15 protein-coding genes are annotated in these 21,200 nt (G+C 63.1%); 7 read left to right on the forward strand and 8 right to left on the reverse strand.

What is annotated here, in order from left to right:
* Positions 1–53: 53 nt before the first annotated feature.
* From CCR96_RS15215 to CCR96_RS15230, 4 genes are all read right to left on the reverse strand, one after another.
* A complete protein-coding gene (locus tag CCR96_RS15215; protein ID WP_201220953.1) occupies positions 54–854 on the reverse strand; it encodes a response regulator transcription factor in 801 nt (266 codons plus the stop codon).
* A gap of 172 nt (positions 855–1,026) precedes the next feature.
* Positions 1,027–3,612, reverse strand: a complete 2,586-nt coding sequence (locus tag CCR96_RS15220; RefSeq protein WP_201220954.1) for an ATP-binding protein — start codon at positions 3,610–3,612, stop codon at positions 1,027–1,029.
* A 112-nt stretch (positions 3,613–3,724) separates the two neighbouring features.
* On the reverse strand, positions 3,725–5,911 hold the full coding sequence (katG, locus tag CCR96_RS15225; protein ID WP_201220955.1) for a catalase/peroxidase HPI: 2,187 nt from the start codon (positions 5,909–5,911) through the stop codon (positions 3,725–3,727).
* A 242-nt stretch (positions 5,912–6,153) separates the two neighbouring features.
* Positions 6,154–6,306: a hypothetical protein gene (locus CCR96_RS15230; protein WP_201220956.1), complete on the reverse strand. Its 153-nt coding sequence runs from the start codon at positions 6,304–6,306 to the stop codon at positions 6,154–6,156.
* 31 nt (positions 6,307–6,337) lie between these two features.
* Here CCR96_RS15230 and CCR96_RS15235 point away from each other — a divergent pair, with 31 nt between their 5' ends.
* Both CCR96_RS15235 and CCR96_RS15240 read left to right on the forward strand, forming a co-directional pair.
* A complete protein-coding gene (locus CCR96_RS15235) occupies positions 6,338–7,072 on the forward strand; it encodes a HipA family kinase (RefSeq protein ID WP_201220957.1) in 735 nt (244 codons plus the stop codon).
* On the forward strand, positions 7,069–7,575 hold the full coding sequence (locus CCR96_RS15240; RefSeq protein ID WP_201220958.1) for a DUF3037 domain-containing protein: 507 nt from the start codon (positions 7,069–7,071) through the stop codon (positions 7,573–7,575). The genes CCR96_RS15235 and CCR96_RS15240 overlap by 4 nt, the downstream gene beginning before the upstream one ends.
* Here CCR96_RS15240 and CCR96_RS15245 read toward each other — a convergent pair.
* Positions 7,520–8,626 (reverse strand): phospholipase A, encoded by a 1,107-nt coding sequence (locus tag CCR96_RS15245; RefSeq protein WP_338035889.1) that lies wholly within the window; start codon positions 8,624–8,626, stop codon positions 7,520–7,522. The two genes, CCR96_RS15240 and CCR96_RS15245, sit on opposite strands and share 56 nt — an antisense overlap.
* 352 nt (positions 8,627–8,978) lie before the next feature.
* Between CCR96_RS15245 and CCR96_RS15250 the strand changes: the two genes are divergently transcribed.
* The 3 genes from CCR96_RS15250 (at position 8,979) to CCR96_RS15275 (ending at position 16,328) form a co-directional block, all read left to right on the forward strand.
* Positions 8,979–11,012, forward strand: coding sequence for an autotransporter assembly complex protein TamA (locus tag CCR96_RS15250; RefSeq protein ID WP_201220959.1), 2,034 nt, complete (start codon positions 8,979–8,981; stop codon positions 11,010–11,012).
* Between the two features lie 25 nt (positions 11,013–11,037).
* Positions 11,038–14,322: a translocation/assembly module TamB domain-containing protein gene (locus CCR96_RS24665; protein ID WP_242519104.1), complete on the forward strand. Its 3,285-nt coding sequence runs from the start codon at positions 11,038–11,040 to the stop codon at positions 14,320–14,322.
* A gap of 77 nt (positions 14,323–14,399) precedes the next feature.
* Positions 14,400–16,328 carry a V-type ATPase 116kDa subunit family protein gene (locus tag CCR96_RS15275; protein WP_201220964.1) on the forward strand — a complete coding sequence of 643 codons (1,929 nt, stop codon included), beginning with the start codon at positions 14,400–14,402 and terminating at the stop codon, positions 16,326–16,328.
* Positions 16,329–16,343: 15 nt separating this feature from the next.
* Here the strand turns inward: CCR96_RS15275 and CCR96_RS15280 are convergent, their stop codons facing one another.
* From CCR96_RS15280 to CCR96_RS15290, 3 genes are all read right to left on the reverse strand, one after another.
* Positions 16,344–17,870, reverse strand: a complete 1,527-nt coding sequence (locus CCR96_RS15280) for an esterase/lipase family protein (RefSeq protein WP_201220965.1) — start codon at positions 17,868–17,870, stop codon at positions 16,344–16,346.
* 117 nt (positions 17,871–17,987) lie between these two features.
* The gene (locus tag CCR96_RS15285; RefSeq protein WP_201220966.1) at positions 17,988–18,221 is read right to left on the reverse strand and encodes a glycine zipper family protein; all 234 of its coding nucleotides are present in this window, start codon (positions 18,219–18,221) and stop codon (positions 17,988–17,990) included.
* A 121-nt stretch (positions 18,222–18,342) separates the two neighbouring features.
* Positions 18,343–18,741, reverse strand: coding sequence for a Rap1a/Tai family immunity protein (locus CCR96_RS15290; RefSeq protein WP_338035890.1), 399 nt, complete (start codon positions 18,739–18,741; stop codon positions 18,343–18,345).
* Positions 18,742–19,547: 806 nt separating this feature from the next.
* Between CCR96_RS15290 and CCR96_RS15295 the strand changes: the two genes are divergently transcribed.
* Positions 19,548–20,744, forward strand: a complete 1,197-nt coding sequence (locus tag CCR96_RS15295) for an alpha/beta hydrolase (RefSeq protein ID WP_201220967.1) — start codon at positions 19,548–19,550, stop codon at positions 20,742–20,744.
* A 192-nt stretch (positions 20,745–20,936) separates the two neighbouring features.
* Positions 20,937–21,200, forward strand: a 264-nt coding sequence (locus CCR96_RS15300) for a helix-turn-helix domain-containing protein (protein WP_201220968.1), incomplete at its 3' end; no start/stop codon positions are given.

The raw sequence follows: 21,200 nt of genomic DNA on the forward strand, positions 1-21,200 counted from the left end.
AGCGGTTGAGCCTAGCGGTTGAGTCCATACAGTTGAGTCCACAAAACTGGTCATCAGTCTTCATCACTGTCATCCGGCTGCAGTCGACCCTGCCGGTACTGCCGTGGCGTCACCCCAAAATGGCGCCGAAAGGCGCGGGTGAAATCTCCGGCATTGCGGTAGCCAACCCGATCCGCAATCAACTGGACCTGGAGATCGGTATCCAGCAACAGACTCCGCCCCCGCTCCAGGCGCATCTCCTGCAGGTATTCGTAGGCGCTCATCCCGACCTGCTCGCGAAAGATGCGGGTGAGCCGTTGTTGGTTGGTACCGACCTGGTGGGCCAATTCGACCGCGCTCGGCGGATCGACCAACCGCTTGGTCAGCACCGCGACCGCGTCCGTGAACAGACGCTGGTCGAGCCGATTCGACGAGGCCGACAGCGGGATGTCCTCAAGCTCTTCGAGCGCTTGACTGCTCAACGCACTCAGCTGCTCAGGCCCACCGATCTGCAGATAGACCCGCGCCAGCACCTCCTGCTCGGAGAAGGGCTTGGTGATGTAGTCGGCGCCGCCAGCGGCGAATCCGCGCAGCTTATCCTCGGTTTCGATCGCCGAGGAGAGGAAGATCACCGGGATCGCGCGGGTGCTCGGCGAGGCCTTGAGGTGTCGGCACACGCTAAAGCCATCCAGCCCCTGCATGCGCACGTCGAGCAGGATCAGATCGGGCTGACCCTCAGCGGCGATCCGCAGACCATCTTCGCCAGTCTGCGCGACTAAGAGATCGATATCACGCCCTTGGAGATAGGCGATCAGCAGGCCGATCGATGCCGGCTGATCATCGACGATCAAGATACGCGCCAGGTTGTCGGCCATGCTGATAGAGACTCTGCTGTCATCGATACTGGCGCCGATAGTAACTGAGCAAGGCCATTGATCGCAGCAGGCACAGGGCTCGCTGCACAGTCTTATGCTGAGGCTGCAAAGTCCATCAGACTGCAAAAGCCCCTTAACCCTTCAGAGACATCAGCCAGCGGGTGAAGCGAGCTCAATCTCGCGCGTCCAGGGCAGCCAGCTGTTTCAACGCCTGCAGATCCAGCAGGCGACAGCGCTGTTCGATGCCCAGCCACAGGGCCTTGCGCTCCGGGTCCTTGTCGGCCATCGCCTGCGCCCACCCCTGCAGACCGACGACCTGGCCCATGGCGACCATGGCTAGCAAACGCTCGCGCTCATCGGCGCTCAGCGCGGCCGACAGGAGCGCGACATCGGGCGACGCTGCCTCGATGACTGGGGCGGTGGTCTCATACTCCCAATCCAGCGCCAGCGCTTCGCCCAAGAGGGTCGCCAAGATCGACTCGTTGAGCGGTTTCATCACGCATCCATCAAAGTCCAGGTTTTCGGGATGACCGTCTGGTCGCTGCGCGGGCACGGCCGAGATCAGGATCACCGGCAACTGACGACCGCGCTCCGAAGCACGCAGTGCCTGCAGGCATCCCCAACCGTCGAGCCGGGGCATGAACTGATCGACCAAGACCGCATCCACCGTCGCCTCCTGCGCCCGGAAACGCTCGATGGCCTCGGCACCATCGGCGGCCTCGATGATCTCGAAGCCCCAGCCGCGACAGCATTCCGACAAGAAGCCGCGACTGGTCGATTGATCATCGGCGATCAGCAGGGTGCGACGCGGACCCGCGTAGCCCGTGATGATCCGGTCCTCATCGGCGCGCTGCTCGAGCGCCGAGCCGATCGGCAACCGCAGCTCGAAACGGAAGCAGCTGCCGGACTCTGGCCCAACGCTGCTGCGCAGCTGGATGCGTCCGCCCATGGCCATGGTCAATTGCTGTGCGATGGCCAGCCCGAGACCGACGCCGGGCAGACCTCGATGCCGCTCCAAGCGCTGGAAGGGCTGAAAGATCGCCTGCCGCTTCGCCGCCGGGATGCCGACGCCGGTATCGCTGACGCTGAAGCGCAGCAGGCAGTCGGCGGGCTGTTGAGCGGCCACGACAGCGCTCTCCGGCTCAGCAATGGGAGCTGCCTCCGCGGCGCTCTCGCTTCGCTCGATCGCCAGCTCGATGCGTCCATTGCGCGTGAACTTGCAGGCATTATCCAAGAGATTGCGCAGGATCTGGGTCAGCCTCAGCTCATCGGCGACGACCCAGTCGTGGCTGCCGATCTCGAGCTTGACGACCAACTGATTCTCGCCGCGGGCAGCGACTGGCTGGTAAGTCGCGGTCAGGTTTTGCGTCAAGCGGACCAGCGACAGCGGCCCCGGCTCAAGCACGATGGAGCTGACCTCGCCGCGGCTGTAGTCGAGGATGTCGTTGATCAGCCTGAGGAGCTGATGGCCGCTGTCTAAGATGATGTTGAGCTGATCACGGGCCGGTGGCCTGATCCGCCGGGCGAGCAGCTGTGCGTAGCCAAGGATGTCGTGCAGCGGCGAGCGCAGCTCGTGGCTGACCGCGGACAGAAAGGCCGACTTGGCCTGGTCGCTCTCTTGCGCCCGGGCCGCCGCTTCGCTGAGCGCGCGGGTGCGATCCTTCACCGCCGCGGTCAAACGCGCTTCCAAGGAGGCGTTGAGATCCTGCAACGCCTCCTTCTTCTGCTGCAGCTCGGTCTTGGTCTGCTGGAGCGCGCGCTTTTCCGCCTGCAGTCGAAGCTCGGAGCCGCGCAACTCGGACTCGACACGCTCCCTCACCAGGATCTCTCGCGCCAGTTGTCGGTTCCAGAAAAAGACCGCGCTCAGGACCAGCAGCGCCGCGGCCAGGATGCCGAACGCCAGGGTATAGTCCTGCTGCGGGCGCATCTCGAGATGAATCCACTTGCCGAGAATGGCATTGCGATCCTCAAACGTCATCGAGGCAATGCCCTTGCTGATCAGGCTGGCCAACGCCGGCCAGTCGGCGCGCACCGCCATCGCCTGGGTGTTGATGCCGTATTGCGTCGGCGCGGCCACCATCAGATTCGTGAGCCGATGCTCCTTGACCAGATAGCTGCCCACGGCCAGATTGCCGACATAGGCGTCGGCTTGCCCGGTCGCCAAGGCGGTCAAGGCATCCAGAGCGGTTGGCACCTCAAGGATCTTGACGCCCGGAATATCGCGCTTGAGCTTGTCGATGATCAAGAAGCCTTTCTCGGCGGCCACCGTCTTCCCGTCCAGGCTCTCGAGGCCGACCAGATAGGGGCTATCCTGACGGCTGTAGATGACCCAAGGCGCGCTCAGGTAATCGGCGCTGACCGCGAACTGTTTCTCCCGTTCCGGCGTCCGCGTAAAAGTGGGCAGCACATCATAGTGCCGACGACGGCCGGCAACGTCGGCCACGGCGGCACCGAAGGTCATGTTGGCCGGGACGTAGTCGATCTCGATGCCGAATTGCGCCGCGATATGATCCAGATAATCGACCGCCAGTCCCATTGGTCGCGGCGCCTTGATCATGTAGGGCGGATAGTCGCTGATCCGCACCCGCACCCGGTGACCAGCGGCCAGCCAAGCGCGCTCCTGATCGGTGAGCGGTGGTGTGCCGGCGTGGCTCGCTTGCGCGCTCGCGGCCTCAGGAATAGAAAGCCCCAGGCTCAGCCCGATCAGTAACAGCCAGGGTATGCCCCTCATCGTCCAGAGCGCGTGCGTCTCTGCCATCTTGCTGGCCCATCGTTGAATCGCGAACATCGAATCGCGAACATCGCGCTCAACGATACCATTCCAAGGCCCTCACACCGACCGATGCCGGCGTGAAGGCTGGGGCCACGATCTAGCCGAGATCGAAGCGATCGGCGTTCATGACCTTGGTCCAAGCGGCGACGAAGTCGCGCACGAACTTCTCCTGGTTGTCATCCTGCGCGTAGACCTCGGCATAGGCACGCAGGATCGAGTTGGAGCCGAACACCAGATCGACCCGGGTGGCGGTCCACTTGACCGCGTCGGTCTGGCGGTCGCGAATCTCGTAGAGATTGCCGCCCACCGGCTGCCAGCGGTAGGCCATGTCGGTCAGATTGACGAAGAAGTCGTTGGTCAGCACGCCCTCGCGATCGGTGAAGACGCCGTGCTTGGTGCCGCCGTGGTTGGTGCCTAGGACGCGCAGGCCGCCGATGAGCACCGTCATCTCCGGGGCGGTGAGCCGCATCAGCTGGGTGCGGTCGAGCAGCAGCTCCTCCGGGGTCACGACATAGTCCTTCTTCAGCCAGTTGCGATAGCCGTCGTGGATCGGCTCCAGCGGCGCGAATGACTCGGCATCGGTCATCGCCTCGGTGGCATCGCCACGGCCCGGTGCAAAGGGCACGCTGATCTCGATGCCCGCCGCCTTGGCCGCCTGCTCGATGCCCAGATTGCCGCCAAGCACGATCAGATCGGCGATGCTAGCGCCGCTGTCGGCAGCGATGTCCTCGAACACGGCCAGCACCTTGGCCAGCCGCTCGGGCTCGTTGCCCGCCCAGTCCTTCTGCGGGGCCAGACGGATGCGCGCCCCATTGGCACCACCACGCATGTCCGAGCCACGGAAGGTGCGCGCGCTGTCCCAGGCGGTCGCGACCAGCTCGCTGATGCTCAGGTCGCCCGCCCTGAGCTTGGCGGCGATCTTGGCCTTGACCGCCTCGATGTCATAGTCAGTGCGACCGGCGGGCACCGGGTCCTGCCAGATCAGGTCTTCCTGTGGCACATCGGGGCCGATGTAGCGCGCCTTCGGACCCATGTCGCGATGGGTGAGCTTGAACCAGGCGCGGGCGAAGACCTCGGACAGAGAGTCCGGGTCTTTATAGAACCGCTCCGCGATCTCGCGATAGACCGGGTCCATCTTCATCGCCATGTCGGCGTCGGTCATGATCGGGTTGTAGCGGATCGAGGGGTCTTCGACATCGACCGGCTTGTCCTGCTCCTTGATGTCGACCGGCTCCCACTGCCAGGCACCGGCTGGGCTCTTCTTCAGCTCCCACTCATGGTCGAGCAGCATCTTGAAGTAGCCGTTATCCCAGCGCGTCGGATAACTGGTCCAGGCGCCTTCGATGCCACTGCTGACGGTGTCACGACCGATGCCGCGCTGGGTCTTGTTGATCCAGCCGAGGCCCTGATCCTCCAGCTCGGCGCCCTCTGGATCGGGGCCGAGCTGCGCCGCGTCGCCGTTGCCGTGGCACTTGCCGACGGTATGACCGCCGGCGGTCAGGGCCACGGTCTCCTCGTCGTTCATCGCCATGCGCGCGAAGGTGACGCGCACGTCATGCGCGGTCTTGAGCGGATCGGGCTTGCCATCGACGCCTTCGGGATTGACGTAGATAAGCCCCATCATCACCGCGGCGAGCGGGTTCTCCAGGTCACGCTCGCCCGAATAACGACTGCCCTCGCTGTCGCTGGTCGCCAGCCATTCCTTCTCAGAGCCCCAGTAGGTGTCCTTCTCCGGATGCCAGATGTCCTCGCGGCCGAAGCCGAAGCCGAAGGTCTTCAGACCCATGGATTCATAGGCGACGGTGCCGGCGAGGATGATCAGATCTGCCCAGCTGATCGCGTTGCCGTACTTCTTCTTGATCGGCCACAGCAGCCGGCGTGCCTTATCCAGATTGACGTTGTCCGGCCAGCTGTTCAGCGGCGCGAAGCGTTGGTTGCCGGTGCCAGCGCCACCACGACCATCGGCGATGCGGTAGGAGCCGGCGGCGTGCCAGGCCATGCGGATCATCAGACCGCCGTAGTGGCCCCAGTCCGCCGGCCACCAGGCTTGGCTGTCGGTCATCAGCGCGTGCAGATCGCGCTTGAGCGCATCGACATCGAGTTGCTTGAGCGCTTCGCGATAATCAAAGGCCTCGCCCATCGGATCGGTCTTGCGGTCGTGCTGATGCAGAATGTCGAGGTTCAGCGCCTTTGGCCACCAGTCCATGACCGTGGACCCAGCGGCGGTGTTGGCGCCGTGCATCACTGGACATTGGCCGGCTGTGCTCGTTGGGGTGTTTGTCATCGTTGCCTCTGCTTGTGGTGTCAATGAACGTGGTTTGGCGATCCTGTGCCTGTCTGTGAGACTGTGAGACGCCTGTCTGTGAGATGCCTGCCAGTGAGGACCTTGAGGAGGACCTTGAGGAGGACTTCAAGAAGGTCTTCACGGAGGACTCCAGGCAGGATTTCAGGCTACGCGTGGGCAGCATGGGTGGCTAATCGGTTTGCTGCATGTACCTGATCGACACCGCCGATTGCCCAGCTCGCCTAATATCCCCAGACTCGGCTGCCAGCTTCCCATGGTGTTAGCATCGACAACGTATTGTTATGCCAATCGATCTGCTCATCGCGCTCCTGTTGCTGGCGCTGACGATCGGCACGCGCGCCGTTCACCGTGCTCAGGCTACTGGTCGTGCTCATTCACCGATTCTTGGTTCAACTGGAGCAACAAGTGCCGGTTGAGATCGTCGAAATCCTGCGCCGATCCGAGCAAGGCATGACCCGGCCCTTCATCTGCCGGTGTGACGACGGCAAGGTGTATTTCGTCAAAGGCAAAGACGCAGGGCGACGCAGCCAGATCTGCGAGTGGGTCGCGGGCCGGCTGGCTGTGCTGATGGGTTTGCCCGTGGCACCCTTTCAGCAGGTCTTGGTGCCGGAGGATCTGGCCGAGTTCAATGTGGGGACGCCGCTGGACGGACTCGGGGCAGGGTTGGCCTTCGGTTCGCTGGAGCGCCAAGTGACCGAGTTGACGATCTCTGGCATCGATCAGGTGCCCGACTCGTTGCAGCAGGACGTGCTGATCTTCGATTGGTGGGTACGGAACGCGGATCGATGCCTCGGGGAATACGGCGGCAACCCCAATCTGTTCTGGGAGCCGGGCGCGAGAGAACTGGTCGTCATTGACCACAACCAAGCCTTCGATCCAGCGGCCGAACGAACCGATTTTTCCGAGCATCATGTGTTTGCGGCGCAAGCACGTCAGCTCTCGGGTGACTTCTTTCGGCGCGATGAATACCATGAGCGGCTGTCGAACGCCCTGGATGCCTGGCCGACGATCCTCAGCGAAATCCCCAATGCCTGGTGGTTCGTCGATAACGAGCAGACGGTCCCGGTGGACTTCGATACACGAGCGGTCGAGGCATTGCTCAGGGGCTTCGAGAACGACGACTTCTGGACTTGGACATGAGCAAGACACCCTGCCAATACGCCATCGTGCGCTTCATGCCATTCGTGGAGACAGGCGAGTTCGCCAACGTGGGTATCGTGATGATGGCGCCGGCCGCGAGGTATTTCGGTTTCGAGCTGCTGACCCGTCGCCATGGACGGATCACGAAGTTCTTCGCAGCGCTCGACGCTAAGGTATTTCGTCAGGCCATGTTCGAGCTCCAAGAGGAGCTGGAACGCGTTCACAGACTGCTGAAGTCCGAGGGTTTTGATCGACACCCCAATACCAACGATAGCGAGTTCGCAAAACGAATGTTCGCAGAGGTTCTACGCCCGCGCGAGACGATTATCCGATTTAGCGAGCAGCGCGTGGTGTTAGCGGATGATCCAATACAAACCCTGAAAGAGCTGTTTGCGTACTACATCGAACGCAATTTCGTCACGAAAGAGTCTCGCGAAACAGTCTTGGTTAGCGATCAAGCACGTCATTCAATGCAACCCCGATCGAGATTGCATTCTGCTTGAAGTTGTAATCGATCAGCGTATCACCGTAGCCGCTGAAGCCGACCACATAGCCGCGCAACGGCCCGAGGAGCCTCGGTGTCATCCAGCTCGCTCTGACCGCGCCCTTTGCTTCGGCCGGATTGCCCCGCGCCATCAGCGTGAAGCTGTGGCCACGCCATTTGTAGATGGCGGTGATGTCGCCGTAGCCGTAGTAATCGGTGATGTCCGGGTTATCCTTGTCCGAGCTTGAATCGTCGATCCTGATCCAAGGCCGGATCAGCAGCGCGAAGTTGTCCTTCTCGAGCCCGATCTCGGCCACCAGGCGATCCCAGCTGCGCGAGATCGGATCAGAGCGGCCATTGGATTCGTGCGTATAGCCCAGGCTCAGCAGGCGCCAATCGAAACCACCGAAGGACCATTGCGGCTGCCAGGCGACCTTCAGCTCGGGCCTATAGTTGGTGTCGCGAAACGGGCTCGAGATGTCGCCGTTGTAGACCTGCCAGAAGCTCTGCTGGGTGTAGGCGAACCAGAACCCGAGACGCCGATCATCGGTCGCCCAAACGCGACTCTTGAAGCTGATCTGAAACGCGGCCTCAACCTTGTCGAGATCACCGTCGGCGGTATCAAAGGCGTTGAACAGCGGATCAAAAGGCTTGTCGTTGGTGCGGCTCTGATAGCGCACCGGATTGAGATAGTTTGGGCGATAGAGCTTGATCAGATAGCGATCGCTGTCCGGCTCAAAGCTCCAGGCCCGATCCAACAGCGATCCGGACGGGTCGGATGCGCTCGGGGCCGCATCGCTGAACTCCGCTTTCGGGGTCTGTGCATCGGCGATCCGCATGGGCTTGCGGGCTGCTGGGTCCGCATCGAGAGGCCTCGCCGTCGGGGCCGGCGCGGTCGCGCGGCCGCTGATCTGGTCATAACAGGCCAAGCGGCGCTGATCATCGCGAATCTGGGCGCAAGCCTGCATCCCTGCCGCCGCGCTGGCGACCTCTGGCAGCGCGAGGCAAGAGGTCGCCAGCAGCAGCATTGGCAAACCCAGCCGCTGCACAGTCTTTGTTGTTTGAAGCACGATTTCTCGCCTCCTGCGTGTGAAGAATGCGTCGGAAAACGATAGCATCATCGTCCGTGACTCTCGGCGGCGAGAGTGCGATTCGGGCGTCGCTGCTGAGAACAACCTTCTGAAACCTCTTTTTCGCCATCAACGCCCAGTGTCGAGATCGCGCCAGAGGCGCGCCCCTGATCTCGGGCCAGGTCTCACACCAGGACTTGATCTGAGGCCAGGTTCAAGACCATGTCTCAAGCCTGTTGTCGGATTTGGTCTCAGGCCTAGGCTTGGGCGCGGTCTCAATCGCGCTCTTGGGCCAGAACTCTACAGGCTTGTCCCGGCAGGCCTTTGGCTCGCGCCACGTGCCCTACCTCTATTGCTACTGCTGTTCCTGTTCGCCTTGGCGAGCCATGCGTCGAACGGCCAACCAACAGGCATCGAGCTGGATAGACCCCGAGGCCGCGACCCGCGCGGCAGCAGTCCAGAGCACTCGAACAGCGAACCCGTGGATGCGATCCAAAGCAATGGCGAGACAGGGACTGATCACCTGCCCTATCCGTTGCACCTGCCCTATCAGTTGAACATCGCGCCGCTTTCAAACCCGCTGCTGGAGCCTAGCATCGCCGAGACATCGGTGCTCGAGCGCCTGCGCGAATCGGCGCCGGTCGGCCCGTTCGGGCTGATCGCGCGCGCCAACAGCGACCTCGATCGCATCGATCACGTCCTGCGCAGCTTTGGCTACTACGATGCCCTGATCAGCATCCGCATCGACGGCCGCGCTCTGAGCGATCCCAGCTTGCTGTCACGGCTCGAAGCGTTGCCGCCGGCAACGAGCGTGATGGTTGACCTACTGATCGATCCCGGCCCCTTGTATCGGATTGACTCGGTGCAGCTCGCGGGTCCGGTGCCAGCCGTCGCCCGCGCCGCCTTTACGCTAAAGCCTGGCGCGCCAGCCACCGCGCCCGAGGTGCTGGCCGCCGGCCTCGCACTGCTTGAAGCACTCCTAGAAGACGGCTTTCCGCTCGCGCAAGTCCCCCCACCCGAGGTCATCGTCAACCATTGGACAAGGACCATGGCGGTGACCTATCAGGTCGAGCCTGGCGAACGCCTGCCCCTCGGCGAGATCGAGATCATCGGCCTTAAGCGTTTGCGCGAGGGCACCGTGCGGCGTCGGCTTGGCCTGAGGCCGGGCGAGCCGTTCAGCCCGAGCCGGCTCGAGGCCGCGCGACGGGCCTTGCTCGCCAACGACGCCCTCGCCTCGGCGCGCCTGACCCCGGCGACCGCGCCGGATGCGAGCGGACGTCTGCCGCTCCGACTCGAGGTGGTTGAGCGCCCGCCGCGGGTGCTGCGACTTGCGGGCGCCTACTCGAGCGATGAGGGTGGCAGCCTCGCGGCGTCCTGGAGCCATCGCAACCTCTTTGGTGGCGCCGAGCACCTGACCCTGGGTGCGGAGGTCAGTCAGCTCTCCGCCGGGCCGATCGGCGACATCAACGATTTTGTCCGCGCCAGCCTGCGGATTCCCGATCTCTGGCGTCGCGATCTCGATCTGCGGCTTGAGCTGGGCGCGGTCAGCGAGCGCCTGGATGCCTACAACCGCGACGCGGTGACCGCGTCGGCCCTGCTCGAGCAGCGGGTCTCGGCACAGCTCAGCCTGGGCGCCGGGATCGGTGTCGAGAACGCGCGCATCGTCCAGGACGGACCGGCTCAAGCGCTTCGACTGCTGTCGCTCCCGATCACCGCCGACTGGGATTCCAGCGACGACCCACTCGATCCACGCCGTGGCTGGCGGCTGGCGGCGCAGCTCACGCCGACCCCTTGGGTTCAAGGCGATGAGGGCGACAGCTTCGTGCGCACACGGCTGTCCGGCGCGATCTACTTCGACCTGTCAACGCCAACCGTCGGCAACGAAGCGCCCGCATCGACCGCATTGCCCGCATTGCCCTTATCGCCCGCATCGCCGACTGTTGGGGCCAGGCCCAAGCGGCTTGGACGCCGGGTCTTAGCCCTGCGACTCGCCATCGGCCGCATCTTCGGCGCCAACGCCAACGCCATCCCGCCCGACTGGCGCTTCTATGCCGGTGGCGGCGGCTCGGTGCGCGGCTATCCCTACCAGTCGATCGGCCCGCGCACCGCCAACGGCTCGCCAGCGGGCGGCGATGCCCTGCTCGAGGGCAGCCTCGAGCTGCGTCAGCGGATCGGCGCTCGTTGGGGGGTCGCGGCCTTCGTCGATGTCGCCGACGTCTCCGCGGACGGTTTCCAGGGTTTCGGCAACCTTGCCGTGGGCGTCGGGCTCGGTGCGCGATTTCATACCCCAGTGGGTCCGATCAGGCTCGATCTGGCGAGCCCGCTGACCGAGGCCGAAGGCGAGGCCTCGGTCCAGCTCTACATCGGCATTGGTCAGGCATTCTGATGCCGAGCAAGCCGAGATCCCGACGATGACGCGCAAGAAAACGATGCCACCGAAACGCTCGCGCGAGCATCAGTATCAGCATCAGCATCAGCATCGGCAACGCCAACGCCAACGGCAACGCCGACGGCGCCGGGAGCGCTTCTGGGCCTGGCTGAGGCTGGCCTTGGGTCCATCCCTCGCGCTCCTGCTTGGCGTTGGCCTGCTGATTGGCCTCAACAGCGAGCGCGGCCGCGACCTGATCGCAAGCGCAATCAACACCGGAACCGCCGGCCGGGTGCGGATCAGCGGCCTCGGCGGCTCGCTGCCGTTCGCACCGCGGCTGGCGTCGCTCGAACTCGCCGACGCGGACGGATGCTGGCTGCGGATCGAACAGGCTCAGCTGGAGCTCAATCCCACCGCACTCTTGGTCGCCACACTCGAGATCCGCGCGCTCACCGCCACTGCCGTTGACCTGCGGCGTCTGCCGTCGGGCAACACCGGCTCCAACGGTGAATGGTCACCCCCGCTCGCTCTCAAGTTACAGCGACTGGAGATCGACCGACTGCGCCTGAACGGCCTGATCGCAGCGGCGCCAATCCTGTCGATTCAGGGCTCCGCCGTGCTCTCGCGCCAAGGCTCGCTCGAGACCACGCTCGCGATCAGGCCGCTCGATCCGTCCGACCTGAGAGGTCTCGCGACCGTCAACCTTCGCTTCGAGCGCCGCCCCGCGACATCCGAGGCCAGCCTGGCGCTCGATGGTGACTGGGCCGGTCAACCGATCACGGTGCAGATGCAGCTGCGCCGCGACCAAGACAAGACGCTAGAACTCTCACTGGGCGACAGCCACTGGTCCGGAATCGGCGCCTCGGGCCAGCTGCGATGGCCAAGCCAGGACCCCCTCCCCTTCGGCGACATCCGTCTTCAGGTCGCCAAGCTGGACGCGCTGAATCCGCTGCTCGCGCCTTGGCTCCCAATCTCCGCGCCTGTCGCGTTGTCCGGACGTCTCAACGTCGAGCTGATCTCAGACCCGAACGGGTTGCTGATCGCCGAGTTTGAGGGTGAGGGATTGCAGCTTCTGCAGCAGGTCCGGCTGGGGCGCTTGGCGCTGCGAACCGAGATCGAGGATGTGCTGGAGCAGCCCCGGATTCACTCGGCCCTTAAGCTGGTTGAGCTGAGTTCGCCCGGCGTTGACGCCGACCTCAACGCAGAGGTCAGCGGACCGATCACCAACTTGCTGCTGGATACCGAAGCCAGACTGCGCCTGAAGCCGTTGAGCGGCGACGCCAAGCTCCAGCTCAGCGCCACTGGCGAGCTGAAGCCCTTCGACCGTCTGCTGCGGCTGAGCGCAGCCTCGCTCGAGTTCATTCGGCGCAGGCCTGATGCACCAGACCAAGTTGCACCAGACCAAGTTGCACCAGACCAAGTTGCACCAGACCAATCGACACCACAGAGAGAGGGGCTCCGTGACAACGGGTCTGCGCTCGGGTCTGCACGTGCGCGAACCCCGGCGGTCACTGCTAACGGCCTTGGAGTGCAGCTGATCGAGTCAGGGTCTATCGATTTCAGCGATGGCCTGAACATCGACACACTGACATTTGCGCTCTCGGCGCCGACGGCGAGCGGATGGCCTGGGACCAGTGGCCGCGTCAGGCTCAGCGGGCGGCTCGCACCAGCGCTTGCTCTGGATGCGCGCGCAATCGACATCCCGCTCGCGACCCTGATCGACCTCCTGCCAGGCAGTGCCGCACTGCCCGAGCCTGTGCGCGGGTTTAATGGGCTTATCGACCTCGAGACGCGTCTTGAGGGTGAGCACAGCGCACCAAGCGGTCGTCTGGATCTGCTCGCACGAGAGATCCGTTCGGAGAACGGTGCCGCAGTCGGCCTGCCAAGTGGTGAGCTGAGGATCGCGCTGCGCGTCGGCTCGCAAGCGACGACCATCGAGGCATCGGCCTTGGCTGGCAGGCACGCTCATCTCGACCTACGCGGCCAAATCGACGGCTCGCCGTTCACGACGCTCGGAACCCTCTCGCTACACACACGCGGCCGTCTCGACGCGGGGCTATTCAACCCTCAACTTGCCGCCAGTGGCCGCACACTGGAGGGTCAGCTCGCACTGGATCTCGGCCTCGGCGGCCGACTCAACAAGCCGCGGCTCGAGGGCGTCGTTCGATTCAGCGAGGGTGCCTGGAAGGATCAGCTCAGCGGCCTGGTCCTGACTCAGATCGATGGCGAGATGGCCCTGTCCGGCGACAGTCTCAGACTGACGCGGCTGAGCGCACGGGCCGACCCAGGAACGATCGAGCTGAGCGGCAGCCTCGGCTGGCAGGCACCCAGGCAGCCGATTGACCTCAGCCTCATTGCCCGCCAGGCGAGCCCTGTGCGACGCGACGCACTCAAGCTCCAAGCCGATGCCGACCTTCGGCTCAGCGGCGAGCTAGCGGGCGATATGAGACTCGAAGGCGGCCTTCGTTTCGACCAGATCGCGCTGCGCATCCCGGAGCGTTTTCCGGCGACCGTTGCGACGCTGGAGGTAAAGGAGATCGGGCCGCGTCGCCAAGCTCGGCGAGATCCGCGACCCAGGAGCGGCATCGAACTCGGCTCGCCAGCCAGGGTCGCGCTCGACCTGCGCATCGATGCCCCACGCGCCATCACCCTGACCGGACGCGGGGTCGATGCCGAGCTTGGCGGCGAGATCAACGCCCGCGGCACCCTCGCCAATCCGGCCATCATCGGCGACTTCCGGCTGCTGCGCGGCGAGTACGCGCTGCTCGGTCAGCCGCTGCGCTTCAGCCACGGACGCATCGGTTTCGATGGCGCCTCGATGCTCGACCCGACGCTCGACCTCGAGGCGCGGGTCACGGCCGAGGGCGCCACCGCCATCCTCAGCGTCGAAGGCAGCGCACGCCGACCTCGGATCCGGCTCTCCGGCGAGCCGCAGATGCCCGAGGACGAGGTGCTCGCCCGGTTGCTCTTTGGCCTCTCGCGCTCCCGGCTCTCGGCGCTGCAAATCGCACGACTCGGTCTGGCCGCAACCTCACTGGCGGGCATCGACAACCCTGCACTCGGATTGCTCGAGCGCACCCGTAGCGGACTCGGGCTCGATCGCTTTCGCCTCGATCACGGCGCAGAGGGCCACGGCCGCGGCGACGCCATCCTCGAAGGCGGTCGTTACCTCAGCGAGCGTGTCTATCTCGGCGCCCGCCAAGGCACCAGAGTCGGCGACACCCAAGGCATCCTGCGCATGCAGGTCGGCCCGCGCATTCGCCTCGAGACCGATGTTGGCGCCAACAGCGGCGCGCGCGCCGGCGCGGCCTTCGAGTTCGAGTATTGATCAGGCGAGCACGCACGCGCGCGCTCAACTGAGCTAGGCTTAAAGGAGACAGCTGCACGCGCGAGAGGCCATCCGTCATGCTCAGACTGCGTCCGATCCAAGCCCATTGGTTCGAGACCTATGTTCCGCGCGAGCAGACCCTGCTCGCCACTGAACTGCTCGCCAGCTCGGGGGCGGTCCAGCTGGAACTCGACCCGCGGGTACCAGAGCGCGTCGATACCCGCAAGCTGCACGACGCCATTCAAGGCTACCGGGCGCTGGCCGAGGCGCACCGCGAGGATCTCCCCAACAGTCAAGCGCAGCCGACCGCGCTCGTCGGCAGCCCAACGCTTCTGGCCCGGACCGCCTTGCATCAGCTACAGGCCTGGGCCAAGCGCGTCGATTATCTGCACCAGCACCAGGAGCAAGCGCAGGCCGAACTCGACTATCTCAGGTTGCTGGATGAAGGCCTCGCGACCCTGCATGCGGCAGGTATCGATCTAGAGGGCCTGACGCATCACAGCCACTTTCTATGCAAATGCCTGTTCGCCTGCCCGCAAGACGACGCCGACAGCGACAGCGACAGCGACAGCGACAGCGAGACCGAGACCGAGACCGAGACCGAGACCGACAGCGATACCGAGACCCACAGCGATGGCAAGCCCGCCCTGCAAGCGCTGGTACATCGGGTCGCCCACGGCCCCCGACATGACTTTGCGCTCCTCCTCGGCAAGCCCGAAGATGCTGACATCGTGCGCCGCATGGTCTTGGAGCAAGGCTGCGAGCCGCTCGGCATGCCTTCCTGGCTGAGCGCCGATCGCGGCCAACAACGCCGCGACATCGACTCGCTGCGACGAGAAAAGCAGGCGCGCTTGGAGGCCATCGAGGCCGAACTGGCCAGGCTCCGTGCTGATCCGAAGATCGCCGCCGCCCACGCCAATCTCGAGACCTTGGCGTGGTATCTGGAGCATGCGGCACATCAGCTCGGCGCGCACGATCTCTGCCACATCACCGGCTGGACCGTCGCGCCCGAGCCAGGCCAACTCCAGCAGCGCTTATGGGATGCCGATATCCGCGCGATCATGCGCTTCCCCGAGCCGCCACCCTCGGTCAAATCGCCGGTGATGACTCTAAATACCTGGTGGGCGCAGCCATTTCAGCCGCTGCTGCTGATGTGGGGCACGCCAGGCCAGGCCGAGGTCGACCCCAGTGGCGTACTCGCGCTCATCGTGCCGCTGCTGTTCGGCTACATGTTTCCCGATGTCGGCCACGGCCTGATGCTGGTCGCCTTTGCCCTGTTCTTCTGGTGGCGCTGGCCAGCGATCCGCTTCCTGCTCCCCTGTGGTCTCTCGGCGATGCTCTTCGGCCTGCTGTTTGGTGACCTGTTCGGCTTCGATACTCTCATCCCGGCGCTCTGGCTGAAGCCGCTCGAGGCACCGATGATCGTGCTGGGCGTGCCACTGCTGTTCGGCGTCCTGCTGCTCTTGCTCGGCCTCGTCTTTGCTGGCCTAGAGGCGCAGTGGCGCGGCACATTACAACAATGGCTGGAGGTAGACGCGGCAGTCCTCGTGCTCTATCTACTGCTCCTACTGACCCCATTCGTCCATGAGATCCTCTGGCTGGTGCCCTTGGCGCTGCTGCACTACTTCGTCGGCAGTGCCATGCAGGCGAGGGCGCAACGGCTCGCGGTGCTTGGCGCGGCGCTGGGCGAAGCGCTTGGCAGGCTGCTACTGAGTCTCTTCGAGCTGGCGCTGAACACCCTGTCCTTTCTTCGGGTCGGCGCTTTTGCGCTCGCCCATGCGGCCCTCTCGCACGCGATCATGACGCTCGCGGACACGGACAGCGTGCAGCATCCCCTGGGCTGGCTACTGATCCTAGTGCTCGGCAATCTGTTCGCCGTCGTGCTCGAGGGTCTCATCGTGTTCGTGCAAACCACACGACTGGTGCTCTTCGAGTTCTTCATCCGCTTCTTGCATGCCGATGGCCGCATCTATCAGCCAGTCCATCAACCACCCACCACCCAATGAGTCCTCAACTACTCACTACTCACTACTCACTAACGCGAGATCCTCATGCAAGATCCGGATCAGCTCCTGCACCGCAAGCGGATGCGCGAAACCACCATGGCCGGTCGGCACGATCACCTCAGACTCGGCACTCGGCAGATGGGCACTCCAATAGGGGACGACCCCATCGGAGCTGCGGCTGATCTCGCCGCGCCGCCCCCGATTACCAATCACCGAATGCGTCGGCACGCTGATCTCGGCCTGATCGAGTAAGGCCAGGAATGGAGAATCGGGCGAGAGCCCTTGGATGCTGGTTGGAATACGGTCGGCGTCGAGACCCGCCAGACGATCAGTGACCAACTCGAGCTCATTGCGAACCCAGTTTGGCAACCGGATCAAGCGCGAGACCCAGAGCGCGAGATTAAACGTGGCAAGCCTGCTGCCGCGATGCGGCGTAAACATGAAGATGGCACGGCTGATGTCGTCGCGCGGCTCGAAGATCAGCGCCTGCCGCACCGGACTGCTGGCCGGCAGCTGCGAGACTCCGGGCAGGATCTGCTCCGCCGCAACGGCGTCCAACCCCGTAATCTGGGCTCGGGATAACACCCCGCCCATGCTGTAGCCGACCAAGACGATCGGTTTGGTCGGCCCATGAACCGCCACCGCCTGATCCAGCTCCGCGCGGAGCTGCATGGCCGAAAGCGGTACCGGTTGTGCGGTTGGATAATAGAAGAACCAGAACTGGTAGTGCTCCCGCACGCTCGGGTCCGCCATCAACTCGCGCACCAGTCGGTTCCACATCTGCGGCGTCGTCATCAAGCCGTGGACCAGCACCAGCGGTCGCTTCTCGGGATCAAACGGCTGCAAGAAGGTCAGCCGCGACTCACCCGCAAAGCGATCGGCACGCAGCAGATAATGTAGACCAGCGAGCGGCCCCGGCCCCAGTGCGCGAGTGGCATCGAGCGGAGCCTCGAGATCCATCGCGACCGGCAGCGGCTGGCGTTGGTCTCGCGGACCCGCGACAGGACCGAGATCAATCGACTCCACGCGCAGCGGATCAGCGAGAGCGACCCGGAGTTGATCGGCCTTCGGTGCCGGTAAGGCCAGCGCTGTGAGCGGAACCCGGTAGCCGCGTCTGGGTGCGTTGGCCCCGCCCGGAATGATCGAGCCAACCGCGGGCGCCCCCAATCCAGGCCGCTGTAGCCCTGAATCGGCCTTGGCGGGCCGGCGCACCGGATCGATCTCGGCCAAGTCCTGCGGATCGCGCCAGTTCGGCGGATCAGCGGGGGCTATGATCAGTTCAGGTGCAACCTCACCCTCGGCAACCGCGGGCAGAACGCGCTCCAGTGTGCGCCGATACTGAGTCTGCGCTCGAGTGCGCTCGGCATCGCTCGCCTGTGTCGAACCGAGAATGGCGAGGGACTGCTCGAGATGCTCCCGAGCCAGTTCCGGCGCTGGCTTGGTTGGCGCGAGGGACTGACAGCCGCTGAGTGCGAGTGCCATCAGCGCCAACGCAAGCCATGCTGGCGACGGTGATCCCAACTGCCCGACAAGCCACGACATGGCCCGCCGCTCAAATGGTCGCGGAAGTCGCTCTATGGCTTGTTGAATCAGTGCCAAAGCGAATCGGAAGCCGATATGCTCAGCAGATGTACTCGGTCTGTTCACATAAGCAGCGACCTAGTCGATATTGCCGCGCCGATGTTGGTCGAATAGATAGCCGCCGATCAGGCCGGTACCGGCGCCAATCGCAGCGCCACGGCCCGCATTACCACTAAGCGAGCCAATCGCAGCACCACCAGCCGCCCCCATCAGGGCGCCGCTGCCGGCACGGCTGGTGGTGGTCTCGCCACAACCTATCAACACCAGCGTTGCAACAATCATCACTACAACCAGGAGGCCAATACGGTTCATCGTTAACACTCCAGTCTAAGTCGATATAGCGCTAAGTCGACATTGCTTCGCGCGGCCTTGCATCATCGGCAGCCGTCGCGCTCTTTATGACATCGATGCGCGCCCCGGCGCCATAACAGGCTCAGCGACAGGGATAGGCCTTAGCCAATGACCGCACCAAGCCAACCACCGGCTGCTCACCCATGAGCTCAGCGTCGCCCTTGTTCGCCTCTGCCCAGGCGACGAAAACCGTGCGGCCGTTAGCAACCGTGGTGCCCTCCGGGTAGCAGATCAGACGCTTCATATCGCGCTTGTTCGCGACCCCATCGTGATACTGGACGGTTGCTTCGATAAAGCCGGTGCAGGCCAGTTGGGCTGGCGAGCTTGGGTCAGCGGCGCAGACTTGATAGAGGTCTTCCGTGGTGTCGAAACGCAGATCCTCGGCTTCAACGGCGATGGCTGGACCGGCCATCATTCCAACCAAGGCAATCACAGAGGTCAAAGCGGCGGTCTCACGACCAAAACGACGGGGAGAAGACACGGCGGGACTCCTTCGCTAGTTTGAGAGAAACGGATCTGAACTTCGATGAGGTGGCTGCAACAGTGCAGTCAAGGTACATCACTGCACTGCCGTCGACGTCGGCTGAGCAACAGGTGACTTGCCAACTGGCATCGGACGATCGAGCCGCAGAGCAATCCTCAGGCCTAAGCGATCGAATCATACGCGACCGCGCCAGCGCTGGGTTAGCATCTTCGGGCTTAAAAAATAGCCGTGACCCTGGCTTCGAGTGTCTGGCCGCAGCTTGGGACCGAATCCCACTTCGCCTTTCAGCGGGGTTCGAAAAAAGTTCCGCACTGTTCAGCGATTGACCGATCTAAGCGGCACGTCACAAAACAGTAACCAGAGCAAGGGTCGGGCGGCCTAGGTCCGCCAGTTACGAACAGGGTTATCCACAGGCACCGTGGATAACCCGAGCTTGACAAGAACCGCTCGAGCGTTCTCGTGACGGGAGCGCGCAAGCGCGCCAAGTCATTGATTTAATATCGGCTGACCAACCCCTGCGCATATCGACAATGAAGCCTACAACGCCCTGTTCAGCCAATGAATTGCGTTCGTTATCGGCAATCCATCAACAGGGTTGTGCACAAGGTCTGTGAATGGATCAACATCGCGGCCGTAACGGCGTGCTAGCACCGCAGCGATCGCCCAAAGAGCAAGGCGACCATGAACTGGCAAAACCGATCGTTGGTGCTGGGCTCGCAGTCGCTTGGACGACGGCCCTGATCCAGTTACCCTCTCGCAGCAGGATTCAGTACAGGATTCAGTAATTAGGTCAGGCGATGAAGATGACAAAGAAACGGGTGCTCTGGATCGGTGGTCTGGTCTTGGCGCTGCTCGCCGCGCTCGGCGGCTACGTCTTCTTCATCTCGACCAATGCCGCTCTGAGCCGCGCTGAAGCCTTCGAGTTTCGGCGCATGCAGGTCGCACGCGTCGGAGCTGAGAATGTCTTTCGCTTCTTCTTTGTCAGCAACCGGACCGCTGAACCTGGCCCAGAGCCACTGATCGAGCGGATTGGCAACCAGCGCTCGTCCGAGCTGCTGTTCGGCTCCTTCGATACCGAGATCGAGCCGACCCTGGGCCTGGGCATGTGGCTGGACGAAAGCAGCTGGCTCCTCGATGAGGAGATCCAGATCAGGAACATCACCCGGCTCGACCAGACCGCCTTCATCCAACAGCTGCGCGGCATGGTCTCGGCCTCACCGCATCGGGGGATACTTGTGCTTGTGCATGGGTTGCGCACGGACATGAATTACGCGATGCGCGGCACCGCCTTCCTCGCCCACATCCTCGACATCAATGCCCCGGTGCTTGTATTCGACTGGCCGGGAAACCAAGGCGACAGCTTGCGCGGCTACCGCCAAGCACAGCGCATCGCGACCGCCTCTGGCGCCGAACTCGCGGCGACGCTGCGCCTGCTGATCGATGAGGTCCGCCCGCAGCGTCTCTGGGTGGTGGCCAACAGCTTAGGCTCACAGGTCGTGGTCGACGCGATTTCGCTGCTCGCCCAGGCCCCGGACCTCGCCGACGCCGAGCGCGAGATCAGCGATGTCATCCTGACCGCGCCCGACATCAGCAGCAGCCGATTTAACGCGCAATTCAAGCATCAGCTCGCAGCGCTGGTCGACGACACAACCATCTACGTCTCATCGAACGACCGCGCCCTGCTGTTGAGTCGACTGGTCAATCTGCAGCGCCGACTCGGGCAAAGCACGCTCGATAAGACCGATGCCGAACTCATCGATGAGATCGAGCAACTGCTGGAGCTGGTCGAGGTCGATCGCAACGACGGCCGGGTCGCGCTGGTCGACGTGACGCCAGTCAATCGCACGCGCAACTTCCATAACTTCAGTCTCGAGGTGCCTGAGTATTTCGACGACATGTTTCTGCGCCTAACCAATCCTGGTAGTCCGCTGAACCGTCAGCGCTACCAATTTCGCACAGCCGACGGCCGGCTCTACTCGGTCCTCACCCGCGGTCGCTGACGCAGGATCCGGATCGCAGTCTCATATCACAGACTCATAATAGACTTGTGACTAAATAATATTTTTTTATTTTTCAGTAACCTGACGAGCATTCTTTCAGTAAGCTTTTTCAAAACAACAGCTTAACCTTGAAAAGTTATAATTCGACCCTATTAATAATTGAATGGCAACCATTTTTTAATAAAACTCAAAATGAGAAAATTCAAATCGATCAATATCAGAAACAAGCGGCAATTTCTTGCTTTCACAGGGATTTCTGAAGAGGATTTTGATAAATTGCTGATTGAGTTCACTCGCGCTCTCGATCAAGATAGGCGAAAAAATTACCAAAAAAATCGAGCAAGCCGTCAAAGACGTCCGGGTGGTGGACGTTTAGGTGTTTTATCTACTCCTGAGCTAAAACTTTTCTTTGTTTTGTTTTACTTAAAGAACTACCCAACCTTCGATATTCTTGGT

This window comes from Halochromatium roseum (assembly GCF_016653315.1).
GTDB lineage: Bacteria > Pseudomonadota > Gammaproteobacteria > Chromatiales > Chromatiaceae > Lamprobacter > Lamprobacter roseus.